Here is a 20,103-nt window from a genome sequence, read left to right as displayed (position 1 = left end):
CAGGCCCGGTTCATCCGCATGTCGCCAGTGTTACGTCACACCTGGGCGTAGCTGAGCTGCACCTTCTCCTCCGTAGCCGGCGCGGAAGCCTCCTTGGCGGCTACCGGGTGGCGAAGGTATACGGCCCAAGTGACCGCGAAGCAGAGCGCATAGAAGGCGAGGAAGCCCACGAAGGCACCGGTGCCGGAGCCGACGCTCAGGAAGGACTGCCGGAAGGCGAGGTTGATCCCGAGCCCGCCGAGCGCGCCCACCGCTCCGATGAGCCCCATGGAGGCGCCGGAGAGCCGGCGCCCGTAGGCGGCCGCTTCCTCCCCGCTCAGCCCCTTGGCCATGGCCTTGGCCTGGAAGATGCCGGGGATCATCTTGTACGTCGACCCGTTGCCGAGCCCCGTCAGCACGAACAGCACGATGAACGCGGTGGTGAACAGGGCCAGCGACTCCTCCATCGAGGCGAGGATGATGACCGTGGTCGCGGCGCCCATTCCGACGAAGTTCCACAGGGTGATCTTGGCGCCGCCGTAGCGGTCGGCGAGCCAGCCGCCGACGGGACGGATCAGGGACCCGAGCAGCGGCCCGATGAAGGTGACGTACGCGGACTCCAGCGGCGTACGCCCGAACTGCGTCTGAAGCACAAGACCGAACGCGAAGCTGTATCCGATGAAGGACCCGAACGTCCCGATGTAAAGGAAGGACATGATCCAGGTGTGGGCGTCCTTCACAGCCTCCTTGGCGGCGCCGGTGTCGTTCTTCACGGACGAGATGTTGTCCATGTAGCGGGCGCCGAGGACGGTGGCGAGGACGATCAGCGGGATGTAGATGCCGAGCAGGACCCTGGGCCCGCCACTCGCCCCGATGACGGCCAGCCCCACGAGCTGCACGACCGGCACGCCGATGTTGCCGCCGCCGGCGTTGAGCCCGAGGGCCCAGCCCTTCTTCCGCAGCGGGAAGAACGAGTTGATGTTGGTCATCGAGGAGGCGAAGTTTCCGCCTCCGACGCCGGCGAGCATCGCGCAGACCAGGAAGGTCCCGAACGAGGTGCCCGGCTCCATCACGACGAACGCGGCGATGGTCGGTACGAGCAGCATGCTCGCGGCGATGATCGTCCAGTTCCGGCCACCGAAGCGGGCGACGGCGAAGGTGTAGGGGACCCGCACGATCGCGCCGACCAGCGTCGCCATCGACACGATGAAGAACTTGTCGGCCGGGGTGAGCCCGTACTCGGGCCCCATGAAGAGCACCATCACCGACCACAGGGTCCAGATCGAGAACCCGATGTGCTCCGAGAGCACGGAGAAGAAGAGGTTACGGTGCGCAACCTTCTCGCCGCCCTCATTCCAGAAGGCCTCGTCCTCGGGATCCCACTCGTCGATCCAGCGGCCTCCCCTGCTCTGTGCGGGGGCTGTACTAGGGGCTGTCATGACGCCTCCACGGTTCTCCGGTGCTCAGGTCTGGTACTGGGGGGATGAGAACCGAAGGTAGGTAGGGCGCGTTTCCGGCCTGTGGCTGTGGGTGACCGGAATGGAACGTTGCTCTCACTCGGGGCGGGGGCGGTGGTGAGGTTGCCGTTCGGCTTGGCCCGGGGGTCGGCGGGGCTGGTGCCGCGAGGTACCGGGTGTGTGGCTACTGCTGCGGGGGCCGGCTGTAGGGGTTGGGGTATGGGGGTAGGGCTGGAGCTGCGGTTGTCCGTAGGGGGTGGGCTGGCTGTGGGGGCCGGGGATCTGCTGGCCGTATGGGCCAGGTGCCTGTTGCTGACCGTACGGGCCGGAGACGGGCGGAGCGTATGGGCCGGGCTGCTGACCGGCGGCCTGCTGGGCGTACGCGGTCGGTGGCAGATACCGCACCCGGCCGCCCTCCTCCGTCACCGGCGTGAACCCGGCGGCCCGCAACCGCGCCGCGAACTTGGCGTTGCGCTTGCGCGTCACCACGAACCCGATGCCGAAGACGGCCATCACCAGCACCCACAGAGCGGCGGCCACAGAGAAGGCGACGGCGTCCCCACCAGTCCGTACCGACAGGACCACGCACGCGACGGTGACACCGAGCACCCCGTACAGCATCCGCTGCTGGGCATTCTTCCCGGTCCGGTCGAAGTTGATCCGGGCCTTGAGGAGCTCCAGCGCGTCGGGGACGACGGGCGGCAGCGACTGCCCGTCCCCCGCCTGCGGAAACTGCGCCACCGCTTACTCACCGCGCCAACTCCCCGCACACTCAACAGCCTTCACTTACGCAACCGGCTTACGGTGTCACGGTCCCGCACGAGGGCAAAACCCTCGGAGGGTCCACTTGCCCGTGAACGGAAATCAGGCCTTGAGGTAGAGCTGTTCGGCTTCCAGGACCATGGCACCCAGCGCACTGTCGAAGGGCCAGGAGTCAGCGACGGCTCGGCCGGCCCCCCGCACACGCTGCTCCTTGGGCGGAAGCTGAGATGACGACAGCTGCGTCTCCATCAGCGTCAGCTGCTCGCGGATGGCGGCCAGCTGCTTGGCATTGCTCACCCGGCCCTGCCCCACACCGTGTCGTTGCAGCTCCTCATCCACACCGGACAGAGCCCGCGCTGTCGCGGTGAGAGCTTTTCTTATGGCCAATTCGGACACTATGGCTCCAGCAAATCCCTGTCGGGGTCCAGTACATATGTCTGTTTTCCGCCGCCAGGATACCCGACACCCTGCGGAGCAACCCGGCCCTCGATGATGGGTGCGCCAGGCCGGATCTTCCATTGCTTAAGGTACGAGAACTGATTCCAGCCCGCCTTGACAGCGATCTCCTCACGAGTGGCCGGCCATTGCGTGGTCAGGTAGCGTCCGCGTGCCCAGGCATTCTCATTGTCGTAGAAGCGCATTCCGTAATCACTGCTACCGGCTCGGCGCACGCTTATGGTGCCCTCTTCGAAAGACTGCATGACCTGGACTCGGAACGCGCGTGGAACACCTGCGTCGCGTAGCAATTGCGAGGCTTCCTTGGCGCCGAGGTACGGATCCGGACTTCCGGTCTTGCACGGCGCAAGGCCTAGCGGATCGCTCCAGGAATACGGGTTGGTGACATAGGTTACCGGGTTCGGGGCCGGGGCAAGACCGAGAGGGTCGGGAGTGAGATATCGGGCTGTTTCGGGATCGTAGTGACGGAAATAGTTGTAGTGGAGCCCGGTCTCAGGATCATGGTATTGGCCGGGAAAACGCAATGGTGTGTACGCGGTGCTGCCGACACCCCAAGAGGTGGTGCCCCACAACGTGGAGCGGGCACGCCAAGCTATGCCGCCGGTTTCACCGATGAGTTCCGTCGGAGTTCCGACGAGATCGGTGACGATCGCGAAGAAGCGGGAGTCGATCTCCTCCTGTGGCGCCTCAAGGGCCGTGCCACGTTCCGTCTGGGCTATCGGGTGCAGACCCTCGTGATCCCAGGTGACCGTGACGGGATTGGGCAACTCGGCTGCGTGCGTGGTCTGTTCGCAGAGGGTGTCGCCGTCCCAGGTGAAGTGGGTCTGCTCAGCGATCGTTTCGCCGTCGGCCGCCAGGCGCTGCTTGGCGATGCGGCGGCCGAGCGGGTCGTAGCGGTATTGCCAGCACGTGCCGTCCGGTGTGATGACGGAGACGAGACGGTCTTCGGCGTCCCAGGTGTAACGCCAGGTGTCCGGCTTACGGGACAGTCGCGTCTTCTGCCGCAGTGTGATGCGGCCCGCCGCGTCGTGCTCGTAGCGGACGTTGCCGGCGCGGACCAGACGTGTGCCGACGTAGTCGCGGGGACCGGTGGCTTCATGGCCGGGCTGTGTGGCAGGCCAGGAGGCATCGGTTTGGTTGCCCGCCTCGTCATATGCGTACCGCTCGGTCCAACCGCGTGCGTGGACAGTCGTCACCCGGCCTGTGGTGTCGAGTTCGAATCGACTCGTACCGCTCAAGTGATCGTCGATCGCGGTGAGATGCCCGTCGGCACGGTAGCCGTAGACGCGCCGCTGGACGCTCTTTCCAGTGGTGCGATCTGTCACCGACTGCGCGGTCAGACGGCCGAGGTCGTCGAAGGTGTTCGCCAGAGTGAGGAAGGCACCGACATGGCGGTTCACCTCTCGGCCCGCCGCGTCGCGGTCGAAGCCGATCGTGCGGTCCGCGCTGGTACGTTCGACGCAACTGCCGGCCGCGTCGTAGCGCCATGTGCTGGTCAGACCGGTGGGGGTGGTGCGCAGCGTACGACGCCCCATGGCGTCGTAGTCATACCTGACCGTGCGCCCGTTGACCGTTTCGGACAACAGCCGACCGGCGGCATCATGATCTCGAACCAAGGTCGCGTCCGGGGTGACGGCCTTGGTGAGTTCGCCGACGGCGCTATAGGTGAAGGCCGTGGCCTTGACCTCGTCCGTCTGGCGGGTGATCTGGCCGAGTACGTCTCGCTCGAAGCGAAGGGTCTGGCCGAACGGGTTGGTACGGGTGGTGAGGCGGCCCGCCTGGTCGTGGGTGTAACTCACGACTCGGTTGTCGAAGTCCGTCTCGGATATGAGGCGTCCGGCCGGGTCGTGTTGATAACTCCAGGACAGGCCCTGGGGGTTGGTCACCTTCGTAAGGCGCAGCTCGGAGTCGTGTGTGAAGGTGTGCCGCGCTCCGTCCGGTCCGGTGCGCGCAGACAGCAGATCGAAATGGGTGTACTCGAATCGGTGGACCGCACCCATGCTGTCGGTGTGGCTGGTGCAATTGCCCTCGCCGTCGTACGTCCACAACTCGACGCTGCCGTCAGGAGCGGTACGGCGGGCGGGCTTGCCTTCCACCGTCCACGCGAAGTGCGTCACGTTTCCGAGAGGGCCTGTCAGCGTAACGGGCCTTCCGAAGGCGTCGCGTTCGTAGCGAGTCTCCGCGCCGAGCGGGTCGACCACAGCAAGAGGCAGGCCCACAGGGTCACAGCGGAAGCGGGTTCGGTGACCGAGCGGGTCGGTGATCGATGACAGATGCCCGGAACCGTTGTAGGAGAAGTGGGTTGTCGCGCCAAGGGCGTCGGTGATCGCGGTGCGGTTGCCCCGTTCGTCGTACGCGTAACAGAACACGACGCCGTCCGGGCCGGTCACCGTCGTCGGCAGACCGAGATCGTTGTACTCGGCGCGCGTCTCACTGCCGTCCGCGCGGATGACCGACGCCGTCCGCCCTGTCTCGTCGTAGCGGAAGCGGGTGGTGTTTCCGAGCGCATCGGTGACGGCGGTCAGCTGATGCGCTGCGGCCCATTCCTGGCTGGTGCTGTGGCCGAGCGGGTCGGTCTCCCTGATCAGGCGGAATGCGTCGTTGTGTTCGTAGCGGGTGGTGTGGCCGAGGGAGTTGGTGACGGTCGTGGTGCGGGTGAGGCCGTCGTAGGCAAGGCTGCCGGAGAGGAAGCCGTCGCTGCCCTCAGTACGGACGACTCGGCCCCACTCGTCGTAGAGGTACTCGTACGAGGTGTCGGTGCGGTCGGTCCATGATGTGATCCGTCCTGCCCCGTCGTAGGTGAAGCGCGCAGGCAGTGCCGAGGAGTTGGTGACCTCGGTGAGATGACCTTGGTCGTCGTAGTCGTAGGAGAGCAGGATCGTCCCGCGGCCGTTCGGACGCTCCGGGTCCAGCAGGCGCAAGGAGCTGATGCGGGGAAGCGTGGGGTGGCGGTCGAGGGCGATGCGGTAGCCGCCGGAGTGCGTGACTCCTGTGGGGGTGCCGTCATCGGCGTACTGAACGGTGATGCGCCGGCCGTTACGGTCCACGATGGCCTGCAGACACAGGTCCACGGCATCGCCGTCATCGACGAGCTGTGGCGTGTGAAAGACATAGGCGAGTCCGGACGCCGGGTCGCTCACACGCAGAGCGCCGTCCGTCTCGGTGTCCCAAGTCAGCGGCAGACGCGCGCCGTTGTCTGGATAGGCGGGCTCGTTGGCGTCTGGAGCCAGGAGGGGGTAGGTGAGCCGGGCGCCGTCTGCTGTCGCGTAGGTGATGCCGTCGTCCGCGGCCTGCAGGCGTTGGTCGAGGGTGGAGGCCCAGGAGGGGCCGAACCAGCCGCCCCACCGGTAGGAGGAAATGTGGGTGCGCTGCAGGATCAGCGGCAGGACGCCCGGGAGTTCGACGTCGGTCTGCGGCAGCAGCATGTCGCCGGTGGCCACATCGATCGGGTCGAGCTTGCATTCCTTTTCCGCCGCCCGGATACCCGCTTCGAGCTTCTCGGCCTCGGCGGGCCGCAGTTTGAGCCTGGAGAGGTCGGAACCGCCAAGCTTCAACGCCTTGCTCAGCTTGGCGAGTTCGCTGGGCTTGAGACTCTTCAGCCCCTTTCCCAACGCCTTGCCCAGCACCCCGAAGCCGACGCCCATGACTGCGCCCTCGGTCAGGATGCCGGCCAGCTTCTCCGGATCCTTGAAAGCGCCCGGATCCTCCAGCGCGGTGGCGAACGCGCTGAACTTCGCCCCTTCCACGGCCATCTTGGACATCGACGCGATCGCCTTGATGTCCTTGAGCGCCTTCAGAGCACGCTCCAGGCCGCGGATTGCCTCCATCACCGTGCGCACCGCGGCCCCCAGCGCGGTGCCCTCCTCCTCGATCCGCGCCACCAGCGCGACGACCTTCACGGCCCGCTCCCCGGCCATCAGGCTCGCGGCCACCGAAGACGCGCCCGCCGTGAGGATGTCCAGCGCCAGCCCCGCGAGCTCGTACTCTGCGATCTCCGCCAGCATCACGCCGATCTCGGAGAGCAGTTCATGGGCCTGGTCGGCGAACTTGTCCAGCGCCTTGGCGCCCTCACGCAGCGAGTCCGCCATGTCGGCGGCGTTCTTCCGAGTCCCCTTCGCCCGCTTGTGGAAGGCCTTGGCAGTCTTGCCCTCCCACACCACGCCCACGAGCGCCCGCTCGGCATCATCGGCCGCGTCGTCGAGCCCGGAGGCCAGGTCCCGCCACTTCTTCGCGATCTCGCGCACCCCGTCCGGGTCCACCGCCGGATCGGAGATCCCGAGGAACTCCAGCCCGCTGGCGATGCTGTCGCCGAACATGTGGTTGAACTTGTTGACGTAGTGCAGCGGGTTGAGGTCGACCACGAGCGGCTCAGCCCTTCTCGCCGCGAGCCGCCGCGGCCAGCAGCACGTCCAACAGGTCGAAGGCATCGGACACTTCACCCATCAGCTTCGCCTCGGCGTGCCACTCCTCGTCGAGGGCGCGGGTGAGCTTGGCGAGCGTGCGCATACCACCGCGTATGTCGTCCGTCGCACTCATCAAGGACCCGAGCGCGCCGAGCGCCGACAGATCATTCGACTCTGCCTTGAACTCGTGCAACGGCTTGGTCGTGTGATGCGACACCTTGCGCAATGCGGTAGCCGCCTTGTCCAGCGACTCCGCTTCCTTCTTCAGGTCCGCCATGCGGCCCGCCCCCGTACTTCACTCTGTGCACATGCCAACCCTATGACCGTAGTGAGGTGGGCTATAAGGCTGGCATCGGAGGCGCCAAGGGCCGGTAAAGATTGCCCCACCTCCCCCTACGGCGGCCTGCTGAGAGCCGCTGTCACCCAGCCTCAGCCTGCGCGGCCCCGGACCTGCCGCCCTCGAGCACCTGCACCCGCACCCGCCCCCCACCGAGCCCTGCCGGCCGTAGAGAGGCGTTCCCCTTCGCGTACTGGTAGGTGTTGGCGACCGACTCCGACGTCAACAACTCGACCACGTCGGGCACTTCACGCATACCGTGCCGTGCCGTTGAGCGTGGCCCGCACGGCGTCATTGACGCAGCGAGAAAGGCAGCGCTGGAGCGGCAGGCCAGAGCACTGGAGCGGCAGGCCAGTCCGCGCAGCAGCTTGACCCGCGGAACACTGTTCCTCGATCGCAGCACCAACCGGAACGGCTTGTCATACCTTGCCGCCGAAGAAGACCTGCACCTCCTGGATGAGGCCGTCCCGGACAGTGATCGCCTCGATGTTGCGATACCTGCCGCCCGTCGTGAGCTCGTACTCGTAATAGACGAAGACGAGTTCTTCGTCTGCCGGGGTGACGTGCAGCAACTGCTGCTCCTTGAACCGGTCGGCGGTCGGGAAACACCGCTCGAAGAACGCCGCCTTGTCGATGTGATCGTCCCGCGGACTCGTGAACGAGAAATCATCGGCGTAGAGAACGAAGGCCGCGTCGCGGTCCTGTGACCTGTAGTACCGAAACGCCGCTTCGACGACGGCTGTAGGACTGTTGACCATTCGGGCTCCTGGGTCGGACGACTGGCACTGTTCCGCCACGGTATAACCAGGTTTCGCACACTCCGATAGGGAGACGCGGCGGAACCCGGTCATCGCTCGACCCCGTCCAGACGTAGCACCTGACCAATTGGCAGACTCGTCCCGCGCGACGGGCCCTCGGACGCGGCAACCAACGGCCGCCGCCCCGCGCCTGCTGGAACAAAGCTGCCAATTGGAGCCGAGGCACAGGAAAGGGAGAGTTTTCATGTCCGCTGGACCACGGGCAGGCCGCCCCGAGACGGCTCGGCAACCTCAACGTTCGACGGCCGGAAATATCGCCTTCACGGCCGGATTGATCCTCGTCCTGGCGACCACGTTCCTCGGCGCATTCGCGGGGATCTATCTGACCCTCAAGTTGGCGGACGAGTCGTTCCTGTCGCCTGCGATCCCGGAAGACGGACGTATCGCCCTGGTGATCGGTGGCATTGGTTTTGGTGCCGTGGTCGGAGGGTTCCTGCCCCTGACCATATTGGGGCTCTTTGGCGGGACTGATGAGAAGCCGAGGCTTCGACCCATCGAGGCTTCCCGCAAGATGCTCGGTGTCCTTCTCTTCGGCATCTATCTGGTGGTGGTGTCCGTAATCGCCGCGCAGCTCGGCTGGATCCTCCCCGAGGGCCTCGTTGCCCTCGCCGGCGTCTTCGCAGTCGGCTTCGGGTGGATCCCTCTGGCGCTGCTCCCCTGGGAGCGATTCGGCCTTGAGGGCGTGAGAAGTCGGTTCGCGTCGAGCAGAAAGGCAAGCTGAGTGGGCACGAGGAGCGAGTCGATCCTGCAAGTCTGTCCATGCGGCTGCTACGCCTTCTTCGTCTCCAAGACGGTTACGCGCGGCATGGAACGGTGGCGGTGGTGGGCGTCGGCAATCTCCGCGAGCGAGGGGCGGTCCAGCGCGCGATAGGCCACCACGAGGAGTTCGTTCGCGAGTGTCTCGCGGACCGGGTCACCATGTGACGCCCAGTGCAGGTCGCGGCCCAGGACCAGGGCCTCCGCCGGATCGCCCGCCGAACAACGGCCGCGGGCGTCCTGCACGCTCGCGTTCAGGGCCGCGGGCTCCTCGAACAGGGCATACATGTACGTCGCGAACTTGTACTCGTCCGCCTGATTGTGGGCAGGGCGGTCCAGCGCGGTTTCGCCCGTCACGAGTGCGCCCGCGCCGTCCAGCGTGGTGAGCCGGCCGAGGTTCACTGGCGGGACGAACCCGTCGTAGACCATGGAATAGGCGATGCCTACCTCAGGCCGGTCCCCGGTCTCGTGGACGGTCAGCGCATCGCGCAGCAGACCCAGACGGGACCTGCGCGCGGATGTCTCCTCGTCCTGTATGTCATCGTCATCGAGGTCCCGCCAGCAGCGTTCGAGGATCGCGCGCAGCGCCTCCAGCGGAGTGCCCGAACGGGTGTCGATTCCACCGCCGTCGTTGTTGTAGTAGGAAGCGACCCCATTGCAGGTGCGGCCGTCGTCGAACCACAGGCCGTGGTGCAGGCCGTCTGAGCCGCCGTGCATGAAGGTCAGGAACTCGGGCGGGTCACGGTAGTAGCGACCATGCACCCGTACGTCGATCCCCTCACACGGCCGCAGGCCGGCGTCGGCGAACAAGTCCATGATGCCGACGGGCGACACGTCCAAGTCCCGGAGCGCCTGGCGTTCGACCGGCCCCAAGGACTCCAGGAACGCCCAGAACCGAAAGATCGACTCCGGAAGTTCGAACCCCCAGTCCCGCAGGAAACGCTCTTCGATGCCGGCCCGGCCGGCGAGGCTCTCGGTCTTCTTACCCTGCATCGAAAGACCCCCGGTCTCATGGCGCATACATGACCACTGCTACGAAGGCCGAGGCTACCGAACCGCTGGCATCCCCTCTCCCAGTCGACTTGCCTCACTTTTGTCCGACTCCAGCGGACTGTCGAAACTGACCGTTTCGGCAATCTGTTGGAGGACCGCGCGGTATTCCTCACGCCGGATCACGGCCGTCGTGCTCAGTGTGAGGACGACCAGTCGCTTGCAGTCCGTGTGGGGCAGGTGGGCGTGGATCTGGAGGAGGGGAAGCCGCGGGAGGCCGCTGTCGGCGGAGGCTGTGCGCACGGTCTCGCTGAGGGTGGCCGGGCCGCAAGGCAGTTCGAGGTACTCGATGTGGGTGTGGCCCGCGGCGGAGGTAACGGCGCGTGCGGCGGTGACGGCCCTTGGGGCCACGGCCGTGTCTCGCCAGGAGAGGGTGAAGAGGGAGATCAGGGGTTGGCCATCGCCACTGGCAGTTTCGTCTACGTCGTCGCGGTGCAGGCCGATTGAGCAGTGGACGGTGCCGACCTCACACAGGGCCCCGAGCATCTGTTGGCTTGCGGCAGCTTGAGCGACGAACTGCTGGCGGATCAGCTCATCGGGCGCAGCCTCCAGAAACGGGGTGAATACCGTGCGCAGCTCGTCGGCGACCGGAGAGCCGGGCGGGGCAACCAGGGACTCCAGTGGCAGCGCGGTGAAGCCTGCGGGTTCGGCGAACCAGATGTCGGCGGCAGGGTCCTTGGCCGAGTCGGTGACGACGAAGTGGGGTGCTGCGGTCATCGGGTCCTGTCCTGTATCGGATCAGTACGGGCGCGGCGGAGGAGGCGCCGAGTCGGGAACGTGGGCTCCGGCGCGGCGGGCACGGTCAAGGGCGGCGGGGCTCGCGTTCCAGTCGGTCGGTTCGATCCCTCGACGGCCCGTGGCCGTGCGCTGATAGAGGAGATGCAGCCGCCGAGGGGACTTGCTGCGGCGGCTGGTGGCCGCGATGACGGCGATGAAACGGGGGTCGCCGGCGAACCAGAGGGGCTCGATCTGGGCTTTCAGTTCCGGTTTGGTCTTGGAAGTGCCGAAGCGTCGCATCCACCAGAAGGTGCGCATGTTCATGAAGAAGAGCAGGGGGATCTGCTCCTCAGGCTTCTCCGGGTTGGGGAACTCGTACCACATCTCGTCGTACTCGACCTGAGGGTGCTTGTTCCGGCCGCGGGGGACGTCCGTTAGGAACTGCCAGGGGTATTGCCCCAGGACACGCTTGATTTGGAAGGAGGGACGGAAGTAGGCGAGTTGGAGGACGGCGCGGAAGGTCGAGTAGAGCAGGACGGGAAGGAAGAGATAGGTGTAGCCCGGCGTCAGAAATGACACCAGTACGCCCAAGGAGCCGATCCAGACGGCGATCCATCCGACCAGCCTCCCGACGATCATGAGCATGTGCATGATCCAAGCCCGCCTGGTCGGTAGATGGTCCCAGGCAGTGGAGTAGTCGGTGGGGTGCATGCGATGGGCTCTCTCTGTTCGGGGCTCAGAAGACGTGCTGGGCGATATCGACAAGCCCTCCAACGTCGAGGCCAAGCCTTGCTCCGTCGACGCCCGCCACGGAGCCGTCCTTCACGCCGTCGTCATCGGTGTCCACGGCGGTCATGACCAGGCCGAAGCCTGCAGTGACCACGCCGACTGAAGCCGATGTGATCTCGACCGTTCTAATTACCTGTGGCGCGCGGGCACCATGAACGGTCAGATGGAGCAGGGAATTGTCCAGGTCCGCGATTGCGCCAGCCTCGTCCAAGGTGGCGGTGCCGAAACGGGAAACTCTTTGGCCGATCGTGAGTACCTCCCCCGCCTCGCTGGTAGCCCTCACCGCAGTCGAAGCACCCTTCCACGCCGCGCCGAGGCCAGGCAACGCGCCCAAGGCGTCCCCTCCCACCGTGACGAGATTGCTCCAGAAATCCGTGTCGAACTCGCCTTTGGTGAACCCGTCCTTCAGCGACTCCCAGACCGCGGGGTCTTGGGCGAGTCGCGTAGCCAACGCTGTAGCACTCAACGCCGCAGCAGCAAGCAGCAGTACCGCAGCCGCCGTCCCACCCGTCACAACGAACAGCGCCACCAGCCCGACCACGGCAGCCACAGTGCTGAGGATGTCCGGCAGATTCTCGGTGACCCAGTCGAGCGCCGAGTCGAACCATCCTGGTTCGTGCGGCGCCAGCTTCTTCGTCGCGTCGCGGATTTTGCCCGCCCGGTACTGAGCTTGATGCTCGTGCTCGTCCGCGAGTTTCCGGGCCTTGCCCCGGATCTTCTCCAGTGCGTCCTCGGCATCGTCCACCGCCGTGTTCGCCTGAGTCAGGGCCTTCTGTGCGTCGTCGTGCTTGGCGCCCTTCTTGGCCAGGTCAGGACTGTCGCCTGCCTTGCTGGCGTGGCCCTTGGCCCGGTCCACGGCGGCCTGCGCGTCCTTCGCGTCTTCCTCAAGGCGCTTCGCCCGGCGTTGGAAGTCATCCAACTCGCCGTCCCAGCGATCGAGTTGCTTGGCAGCCTTGCGAATGGAGTGAGCGGCGTTCTTCAAGTTCAACGGCAGCGGACCACCGTCGAGCTGCTCACGGAAGGCGACGGCCGCATCGCCCTCCCAATAGCTGCCGTCCAGCAGCTTGGTGACAAGCTCATGCGTCTCTTCGAGAACCTTGGCGCACCCAACGAGCTTCTTGTGCAGACCGTTCACTGTCTCGGTGCTGCCCGGCACAGGGTTGAAGCCCAGGTGCGGGTAATCAGGGTTCGGGATGTGCGGGGCGGACTTGAGTCCCTGGGGTTTGCCGATGTCAGCTCGGGACTGCGGGTCGAGAGCGGCTCCTGAATCCCCGGTACCCGACGGGTGCGTCACTTCGAACCCCCGCCTTTGCCCTCGCTGGGTTTCTTGAGCGCTTCCTCCAAGGCCTTGTCGACCTCGCGGTAGCTGTCCCTGCTCTTTCCGATGATCTTGGCCAGATCCTCGGTCTGCTCACCGATCTGATCGGCTCCGTACTTCCAGTCGTCCTGGAAGTCCTCACAGGCGCGGTCGAGATCGTCGGTACCGAGGCCGGTGACGGTCGCGTCTTCCAACGCCCTACGCAGACCCTTCAGTGAGTCGGTCGATTTCCTGAGCATCTTCATGAAGTGCGTCAACTCATCGCCGTCAACTGCCAGCCGATCCGCCACGCGTCTCTTCCCGGATTCTCTTCGTATGCCGGTTGCCCCAGAGTCAGCGGTTGACGGCCTGGATCTCCTGCACGACCACGTCCTGCTCAGCCCCGAACTCCCCGTCCGGCAACGGCTGATCCTGGGCCACACCCGTGCCAGTCCAGTGGATCTTCCAGGTAATGGTCGCCCTCAGCTTGTACGAGTCCTCGCCCGAAGAACGCAGGTACTTCACGCCGCACGGCGGAGTCTCATCCGCCTTACCCGCGGCGTACGACTCACCGATCGAGCCGTTGTTGATCTCACACACACCCGACGCGGGGTAGGTCGTCGCATCGCCCGTGCCCGGCTCGATCTTCACGGAGACCGGCTCCGCGACCGTCGTCGCCTCGACCCCGAGCAACGGCACCGACGCAGTCACCGACACCGGCTTGAACTCCGCCGTGTCCAGCCACGCCCACGTCGGCAGATTCACCTTCGTCGTACCGGCCGGAGCCAGGTCCACCTTGGTCGAGGGGACACGGATCTCCGCGTACGCCAACTGCGCCAGAATCTCAGGCGTGATCGCCTCCGGGATGTCCGCCGGCGGGGGTTCGCCTGTGTCCACCCAGAAATAGGGCTTGTCACAGTCCAGCGCGCCCGGATCACCCGCACGCCCCTCCGCGACATACCCCGACCACCAATACCCGTCCCCGGCCTTGTCCTTGTTGAAGTCCGTGTACGGCTCACCGTCGACATACCGCTTACGCTGCGAAGCGTCCCACTCGTAACCCGTCGACTCCGCCTCCCAGACCGGCTCCAAATGCTCCTGCAACTGAGCCGGCGAATACATCGGGGCGTAGTAACAGGCAGGCGGGGTCCACGTGCTGGCGGTCGACGCCACTGGACCTGCCGACTCACCCGAACCGTTCTTCGAACGGTCAAAGACAACAGCACCCGCAGTCGCCGACAGATTGCCCTCGCCGTCAGAGTCGCCGGATGCATTCCCACTGGGAGGAGGCGCCTGGGCGCCACCACCGATGTTGTTGTCTGCCATGGCGGGAGCAGTGCCCATGACGACCGAGCCGAGCAGCAGAGAAGCGATCAAGACTCGTGAACCAACACTCAGGGCTGGCACTTGGTACTCCCCCTCTGGGAAAGAAGCTTCTCGATCACCCAGACGCCGTCGGTGTTCTTATGCAGCTGAGTGTTGTAGAGCACGTAGCTGTTCTTGGTGACGGCGGTCTTGTCGACCTTCTTCGTCTCCAGGTACATGTCGTACGCCTTGCCCTGATCCTCGCAATACACAAGCGACGCACTGTCGGAGTCGCTGACGTTGACCACCGCGTCGTAGAAGCGATAGGCACCGGTCGTACGTGCCTTGGCCTCGACATACGCCTCGATGAACGTCTGTGTGTTCGCCGCCGCCTCCCCCTCGTAGTAGAAGAGGTACGCCTTGTCGAGAGCGTCCTGGTTGGCGATGGCGAGGTCCACCGCCTTGATGGACTGCTCGCTGTCACTCAGGACCGCATCCTTGTTCTCGTCGCCGGTCTTGGGCCAGTCGAAGGTGTACGTCAGATCCGACGGCAGCTCGACCTTCGGCCGGTCGGCGGCTGCCGCGGCGGAGGCACTTGGAGACGCCGACGTCTCGCTTCCCGTATCGGCCCCGGCAATCTTGTCGTTGCCCGTGGAGTCACCGTCACCGCCCCCGCAGCCGGTCAGAAGGAGGGCCGTGGCCGCACCTAGGGCGGCCGTGGCGAGCAAGCTGGGGCGGCGGTTCACGGCAGACTCCTGTGCGGCGTGGGGTTCGGGAGGGCAGCGACACGGTATCGGGGGCTCGTGTGACGACACCAGAGCGAATTACGTCAACAGGGATCACAAGTCGGGCATAGCGCTACAGAACATGCCTATCCAACAGCGCGGAACCTTCGATTGAGTGATGTTGGAGGTCGGAAAGCGTCACCGCGTTGGCCACCGCAAAGAGCGATAATCGCTACCCAAAGCTCCGCGGTCGCTACCGTCCCGCTTGCGACCGACTCAATCCCCGCACCTTCGGCTCGCACCCCGCCCGCACCCAACTCGGCACCGTCGTCCTGGACGCCGACGTCGGCCGCGAATTTCCTCGATGCAGAAACGCGGTTGCCCCTCCGAGGTCGCCAACTACGTCAACATGACCGCGGCCCGCTCCCGACACCGTCCACCTGCGCACCGCCAGCCTGTGCAAACTGATACGCGCTCAGGACCCCCGCTCAACTCACTGACGGTCCTTCCCTCCTCCTTGAGCACCTAGTAACTTCGCTCGCGCGTACGGTTATTGGTGAGACGGGCGTGACGGGGGTTGCGGCGTGGCGGGGAATCGGCCGAGTGACTGGCATGTCCTGGACCTGGACAAGGACCCGACGCCGGGTGATCCGGACCGGGTGCGCCTGCTGTCCAAGAACCTCCTCGACTTCGCCGATGACGTGGGGGACGCACTCCGTCTGATCAAGGGGATGGCGGACGAGGAAGCGGTCCTGCAGTGGGCGGGGAAGTCCGCCAAGGCGTTCCAGGATCAGTTCTCGGGTGTGCCGAAGCAGCTGAAGAAGCTGAGGACGTCGTACGACATGGCCGGGGGCGCACTGGCGGCGTACTGGCCGAAGCTGGAGCGTGCCCAAGCCCTCGCCGACCGGGCACTGGCCAACGGCCGCGCCGCCCAGACCGACCTGAGCTCCGCCAAGTCCCGTCTCGCGTCGGCCGATTCATGGGTGACGAAGGCCGGCAAGGAAGCCGACAAGTACAAGGACGATCCGACCGGCAGCAAGAGTACGGAGAAGCCCGACGAGGCCAAGGTCCGGGCCGCCACCCGGGACGCCCAGCACGCCAAGACCGCGCAGACGTCCGCCCAGTCGGACGTGTCGAATGCGCAGGACGCCCTCGACGCGGCGAAGAAGATGGCCGCGGACGCCCGGAAGATGCGTGAGGACGCGGCGCGGGAGGCCAAGACCAAGATCGATGACGCTTCCGACGCGGGGATCCGCAACCGCAAGTGGTGGGAGGAGGTCGGGGACTGGTTCACCGACAACTGGGACACCATCGTCACGGTCTGCAAGGTCGTCGTCGCCGTCGTCGGCATCATCGCGCTGATCATCGGCGGCCCGATCCTCGGCGCGATCCTGCTGATCGCCGCCCTCGTCGTCCTCGCCGACACCCTCAACAAATATGCGAAGGGGCAGGCGTCCCTATGGGATGTCGCCTTCGCGGCACTCGACTGCATACCCGGCATGAAGGGGCTGACCACCCTCGGCGGCCTCGCAAAGGGCCTGAACGGCGGGGCGGCCGCTCTCAAGGGACTCAGGGGCGGTCTGAAAGGCATGGGCCTTGCCGCGCGCGGCCTCGGGAAGTCGGCCCGCGGCGCTCTCGGCGACAGCGCCAAGGGTGCCTACAACCGGCTCAAGAACGTGGTCCGTTCCAAAGGCAGTGACCCGGTGGACATGGCCACCGGCGCGATGTACCTGCCGCAGACTGATGTGGAACTGCCCGGTATCCTGCCGCTGGCCTTCACTCGCCGTGTCGCCTCCGACTACCGCACCGGCTGGTGGTTCGGCCCCACCTGGGCCTCCACCATCGACCAGCGCCTCGAAGTCGACGAACACGGCGTCGTCTTCGTCACTGAGGACGGCCTACTGCTCGCCTACCCCCACCCCACCGGCCCAGGCACCCCCGTCCTCCCCGCGACCGGACCCCGCTGGCCCCTCACCCGCCTCGAAGACGGCGGATACCGCGTCGACGATCCCCTCAACGGACACGCCCGCCACTTCACCCACCCCGCCGACGACATAGCCCTGCTCACCCGCATCGTTGACCGCAACCACAACACGATCACCTTCGACTACGACGAGCACGGCACCCCCTGCGCCATCCGCCACTCCGGCGGCTACCACCTCGTACTCACCACCGACGAAGGCCGCATCACCGGCCTCGCCTTGGCAGGCGCCGCCGAAGACGGCTCCGACGTCACCGTCAAGCGCTACGGCTACACCGATGGCAACCTCACCGAGGTCATCAACTCCTCCGGCCTGCCCCTGAAGTTCACGTACGACGAACGCCTGCGCGTCACTTCCTGGACCGACACCAACCACAGCCGCTACGCCTACACCTACAACGACCAGGACCGCTGCATTGCCGAAGGCGGCGAAGCCGGCCACATCACCATCACCCTCGACTACGACAGCACTGACCCCGCCTGGCCCGACTGCCGCATCACCACACTCACCACCGCCGAAGGCGCCACCACTCGCTTCGTCATCAACGACAACAGCCAGGTCATCGCCGAAATCGACCCGCTCGGCCACGCTACCCGCACCACCTACGACGAACACCACCATGTTGTCTCGTGGACAAATGAACTCGGCCAAACAACGGTTTTTGACAACAACGAGACCGGGCAGCCCATTTCAATCACGTACCCCAACGGGGCAACCACGCAGTATGAGTACGACGAGCACTCAAGGCCCCTAGAAATCATTCTGCCCAACGGAGCGACCTGGGGGTACACATACGACGAACGCGGCAATTGCGTCTCGTCGACCGACTCGGCAGGCTCAGTGACGCGCCGAACCTTCGATGTCGTCGGCGGTTTGGCGACCGTCACGAACGCACTTGGCAATCTGACACATGTGCGATGCACGGCAGTTGGTCTGCCCAGTGAGCTGACCGATCCGCTGGGGCACCGTCGTGTCCGTCAGTATGACGCGTTCGGCAGAGTGACCTCGATGTCAGACGAACTGGGATCGGTGACGCGCATTTGGTGGACGACAGAGGGCAGGACGGCCCGGGTACTCACTGCTGATGGGTCCGAACTGTCCTGGGAATACGACGGTGAGGGAAATTGCACTCGTCACATCGACGCCACTGGAAGTACTACGGCCTTCGAGTACACGCACTTCGACATGCTCAGCGCACGTGTCGACCCCGGCAACGAACGCTACGAGTTCGAATATGACGCGGCCCTCAGGCTGAAGAGGGTCATCAATCCGCAGGGCCTCACCTGGACATACGACTACGACGCCGCCGGAAATCTTATGTCCGAGTCCGACTTCGACAACCGCACGGTTACTTATGACTATGACGCTGCCGGTCAACTGAGATCGCGCACCAACGCTCTCGGACAGCTGGTCCGGTTCGAACGAGACGAACTCGGCAAGGTGATCCGAAAGGACGCCGACGGGTTCGCCACCACATATGAATGGGACGCCACCGGTCACCTAACCCGGGCAAGCAGCCCTCACGCTGCTCTCACTCCCACCTACGACCTCAACGGCCTCGTCACATCGGAGACAGTCAACGGACGCACCACGACGTATACGCATGATGTTCTTGGACGCCGCACCGGGCGCACCACTCCGATCGGCGCGACCAGCGCGTGGACCTATGACGCGGCCGGACGCCGCAGCTCGCTGCGGACCTCGGGTCGCACACTCACCTTCGAGTTTGACGCAGCCGGCCGAGAGACCCATCGTCAAGTTGGCGCCGACCTAGCATTGGGCAATACGTTCGACGAACTGGGGCGTCTGACAGCACAGTTGGTTACAGGACCTGCTGGACGCCAAGTGCAGCATCGCTCCTACACCTATCGCGCAGACGGCCACCTCACTGCATCCACCGATCTGACAGAGGGAGCCCGCCACTTCGGCTTGGACTCAAGTGGTCGAGTCACTGCGGTGCACGCTCGCGACTGGGCGGAGACCTACGCCTACGACACAGCCGGCAATCAGACCCTGGCGACCTGGCCGGCCACTCACCCTGGCCACGAAAGTACAGGTCCGCGCGACTATGTCGGCACACACCTGACCAGGGCGGGAAGCGTCCGCTACGAATACGACGCTCAAGGCCGCGTCGTCCTACGTCAGAAGTCCCGGGTTTCTCGCAAGCCGGACACCTGGCGATATAGCTGGGATGCCGAGGACCGCTTGGTCTCAGTAATCACACCGGATGGGACACAATGGCGCTATGCGTACGACCCAGTCGGCCGCAGAATTGCCAAGCAACGCCTCGCCCCGGATGGCGAATCAGTGACAGAGCAGGTAGACCTGACGTGGGATGGACCGACGCTGTGCGAACAGACCACGGCTGGCGTCGACTTGCCAAACCGCGTTACCCTGACCTGGGATCACCAAGGGCTGCGCCCCGTGACACAGACCGAGCGTCTCACCGCGGCTGATATTTCCCAGAGCGAAATCGACTCACGTTTTTTCGCTATTGTCACCGACCTCGTCGGCACTCCGAGCGAACTTGTAGACGAGTACGGCGTTGTCGTCTGGCGCACTCGGACGACACTTTGGGGTAACACCACGTGGAACGCCACAGCTTCTGCGTACACACCGTTGCGATTTCCGGGGCAATACTTCGACCCGGAAACTGAACTCCACTACAACTACTTTCGGCATTATGATCCGGAGACCGGACGCTACACCAGCCCCGACCCTCTCGGTCTCATACCGGCACCCAACCCTGTCACCTACGTAAAGAATCCCCACACGCAGGTGGACCCGCTCGGGCTCTCGCCGTACCCCAATGCACATCTGGCGGACCTTCCCATTCACTCTCGCTACGACAGGTTCTACGTCAGAGCCGGCGAGCTGGTCGACAACCGGATAGCCAGCCACCCGCTGACAGAAGCCCAGATGTATGGTGGCGAGATAGCTGGGCACGGAGGTGTCAGGAATCTTGCCAACGACGACCTGACGAGATTCGGCGGGCCCCAAGGAAACGACCCCATCAGCGGCTACCGCAACTTTGGGCCCGGGGATTCCATCAACTTCCCCGGCTCTCGGATTCACATAACCGGAGGCCATCACCGGACGGCGGAAGTCGTTCGACGAATCGGGACCGGAGAGATGGATCCGAACACCCTCATAGAGTTCGCCTTGCGGGAGTGATGACTTTGCCACAGGTTCTGCTCGACAGGACACACAAGTTGATCGCGGACGTATTTCGGGGTAGCACCAGCAGCCCAGGCCATGTATGGGTATGCG

Annotated in this window: 16 protein-coding genes; 2 read left to right on the top strand and 14 right to left on the bottom strand. The window is 65.2% G+C overall.

Features of this window, described 5'->3' with window-relative positions; all coding sequences use genetic code 11:
• Positions 1-35 precede the first annotated feature (35 nt).
• From OG246_RS14095 to OG246_RS14065, 7 genes are all read right to left on the bottom strand, one after another.
• Positions 36-1,418: a NarK/NasA family nitrate transporter gene (locus OG246_RS14095; protein WP_266460918.1), complete on the bottom strand. Its 1,383-nt coding sequence runs from the start codon at positions 1,416-1,418 to the stop codon at positions 36-38.
• 114 nt (positions 1,419-1,532) lie between these two features.
• Positions 1,533-2,177, bottom strand: coding sequence for a hypothetical protein (locus OG246_RS14090; RefSeq protein WP_323178295.1), 645 nt, complete (start codon positions 2,175-2,177; stop codon positions 1,533-1,535).
• Positions 2,178-2,300: 123 nt separating this feature from the next.
• Complete coding sequence (locus tag OG246_RS14085; RefSeq protein WP_266460915.1) at positions 2,301-2,495, bottom strand: hypothetical protein; 195 nt, start codon at positions 2,493-2,495, stop codon at positions 2,301-2,303.
• A 98-nt stretch (positions 2,496-2,593) separates the two neighbouring features.
• Positions 2,594-7,015, bottom strand: coding sequence for a DUF6531 domain-containing protein (locus OG246_RS14080; protein ID WP_266460911.1), 4,422 nt, complete (start codon positions 7,013-7,015; stop codon positions 2,594-2,596).
• 7 nt (positions 7,016-7,022) lie between these two features.
• Complete coding sequence (locus OG246_RS14075) at positions 7,023-7,334, bottom strand: hypothetical protein (protein WP_266460908.1); 312 nt, start codon at positions 7,332-7,334, stop codon at positions 7,023-7,025.
• A 142-nt stretch (positions 7,335-7,476) separates the two neighbouring features.
• Positions 7,477-7,650: a hypothetical protein gene (locus OG246_RS14070; RefSeq protein WP_266460905.1), complete on the bottom strand. Its 174-nt coding sequence runs from the start codon at positions 7,648-7,650 to the stop codon at positions 7,477-7,479.
• Positions 7,651-7,813: 163 nt separating this feature from the next.
• Positions 7,814-8,152, bottom strand: a complete 339-nt coding sequence (locus OG246_RS14065) for a nuclear transport factor 2 family protein (protein ID WP_266460903.1) — start codon at positions 8,150-8,152, stop codon at positions 7,814-7,816.
• Between the two features lie 244 nt (positions 8,153-8,396).
• Between OG246_RS14065 and OG246_RS14060 the strand changes: the two genes are divergently transcribed.
• The gene (locus tag OG246_RS14060; protein WP_266460900.1) at positions 8,397-8,933 is read left to right on the top strand and encodes a hypothetical protein; all 537 of its coding nucleotides are present in this window, start codon (positions 8,397-8,399) and stop codon (positions 8,931-8,933) included.
• A 47-nt stretch (positions 8,934-8,980) separates the two neighbouring features.
• Here OG246_RS14060 and OG246_RS14055 read toward each other — a convergent pair whose 3' ends face one another.
• The 7 genes from OG246_RS14055 to OG246_RS14025 all read right to left on the bottom strand — a co-directional run bounded on the left by OG246_RS14055 (position 8,981) and on the right by OG246_RS14025 (position 14,872).
• A complete protein-coding gene (locus OG246_RS14055) occupies positions 8,981-9,961 on the bottom strand; it encodes an ADP-ribosylation family protein (RefSeq protein WP_266460897.1) in 981 nt (326 codons plus the stop codon).
• A gap of 54 nt (positions 9,962-10,015) precedes the next feature.
• Entirely contained in the window at positions 10,016-10,735 is a 720-nt protein-coding gene (locus tag OG246_RS14050; protein WP_266460894.1) for a hypothetical protein, read from the bottom strand.
• A 21-nt stretch (positions 10,736-10,756) separates the two neighbouring features.
• Complete coding sequence (locus OG246_RS14045) at positions 10,757-11,380, bottom strand: hypothetical protein (protein WP_266460891.1); 624 nt, start codon at positions 11,378-11,380, stop codon at positions 10,757-10,759.
• 91 nt (positions 11,381-11,471) lie between these two features.
• Entirely contained in the window at positions 11,472-12,818 is a 1,347-nt protein-coding gene (locus OG246_RS14040; RefSeq protein ID WP_266460889.1) for a hypothetical protein, read from the bottom strand.
• Positions 12,815-13,132, bottom strand: coding sequence for a hypothetical protein (locus OG246_RS14035; protein ID WP_266460887.1), 318 nt, complete (start codon positions 13,130-13,132; stop codon positions 12,815-12,817). The genes OG246_RS14040 and OG246_RS14035 overlap by 4 nt, the downstream gene beginning before the upstream one ends.
• A 43-nt stretch (positions 13,133-13,175) precedes the next feature.
• Positions 13,176-14,228 carry a hypothetical protein gene (locus tag OG246_RS14030; protein WP_266460885.1) on the bottom strand — a complete coding sequence of 351 codons (1,053 nt, stop codon included), beginning with the start codon at positions 14,226-14,228 and terminating at the stop codon, positions 13,176-13,178.
• A complete protein-coding gene (locus tag OG246_RS14025; protein WP_266460883.1) occupies positions 14,216-14,872 on the bottom strand; it encodes a hypothetical protein in 657 nt (218 codons plus the stop codon). Before OG246_RS14025 ends, OG246_RS14030 begins: the two co-directional genes overlap by 13 nt.
• 563 nt (positions 14,873-15,435) lie before the next feature.
• Here OG246_RS14025 and OG246_RS14020 point away from each other — a divergent pair.
• Entirely contained in the window at positions 15,436-20,007 is a 4,572-nt protein-coding gene (locus OG246_RS14020; RefSeq protein WP_266460880.1) for a DUF6531 domain-containing protein, read from the top strand.
• Positions 20,008-20,103: the final 96 nt, after the last annotated feature.

Source organism: Streptomyces sp. NBC_00620, from assembly GCF_026341825.1.
In the GTDB taxonomy this organism is placed as follows: Bacteria; Actinomycetota; Actinomycetes; order Streptomycetales; family Streptomycetaceae; genus Streptomyces.
The sequence above is the reverse complement of the archived record's forward strand: the minus strand, read 5'-3'. Positions and strand labels throughout refer to the sequence as shown.

Coding starts and splice junctions, on each gene's coding strand:
- OG246_RS14095 (WP_266460918.1), bottom strand. CDS start 1,418: ATGACAGCCCCTAGTACAGCCCCCGCACAGAGCAGGGGAGGCCGCTGG.
- OG246_RS14075 (WP_266460908.1), bottom strand. CDS start 7,334: ATGGCGGACCTGAAGAAGGAAGCGGAGTCGCTGGACAAGGCGGCTACC.
- OG246_RS14070 (WP_266460905.1), bottom strand. CDS start 7,650: ATGCGTGAAGTGCCCGACGTGGTCGAGTTGTTGACGTCGGAGTCGGTC.
- OG246_RS14065 (WP_266460903.1), bottom strand. CDS start 8,152: ATGGTCAACAGTCCTACAGCCGTCGTCGAAGCGGCGTTTCGGTACTAC.
- OG246_RS14060 (WP_266460900.1), top strand. CDS start 8,397: ATGTCCGCTGGACCACGGGCAGGCCGCCCCGAGACGGCTCGGCAACCT.
- OG246_RS14055 (WP_266460897.1), bottom strand. CDS start 9,961: ATGCAGGGTAAGAAGACCGAGAGCCTCGCCGGCCGGGCCGGCATCGAA.
- OG246_RS14050 (WP_266460894.1), bottom strand. CDS start 10,735: ATGACCGCAGCACCCCACTTCGTCGTCACCGACTCGGCCAAGGACCCT.
- OG246_RS14045 (WP_266460891.1), bottom strand. CDS start 11,380: ATGCTCATGATCGTCGGGAGGCTGGTCGGATGGATCGCCGTCTGGATC.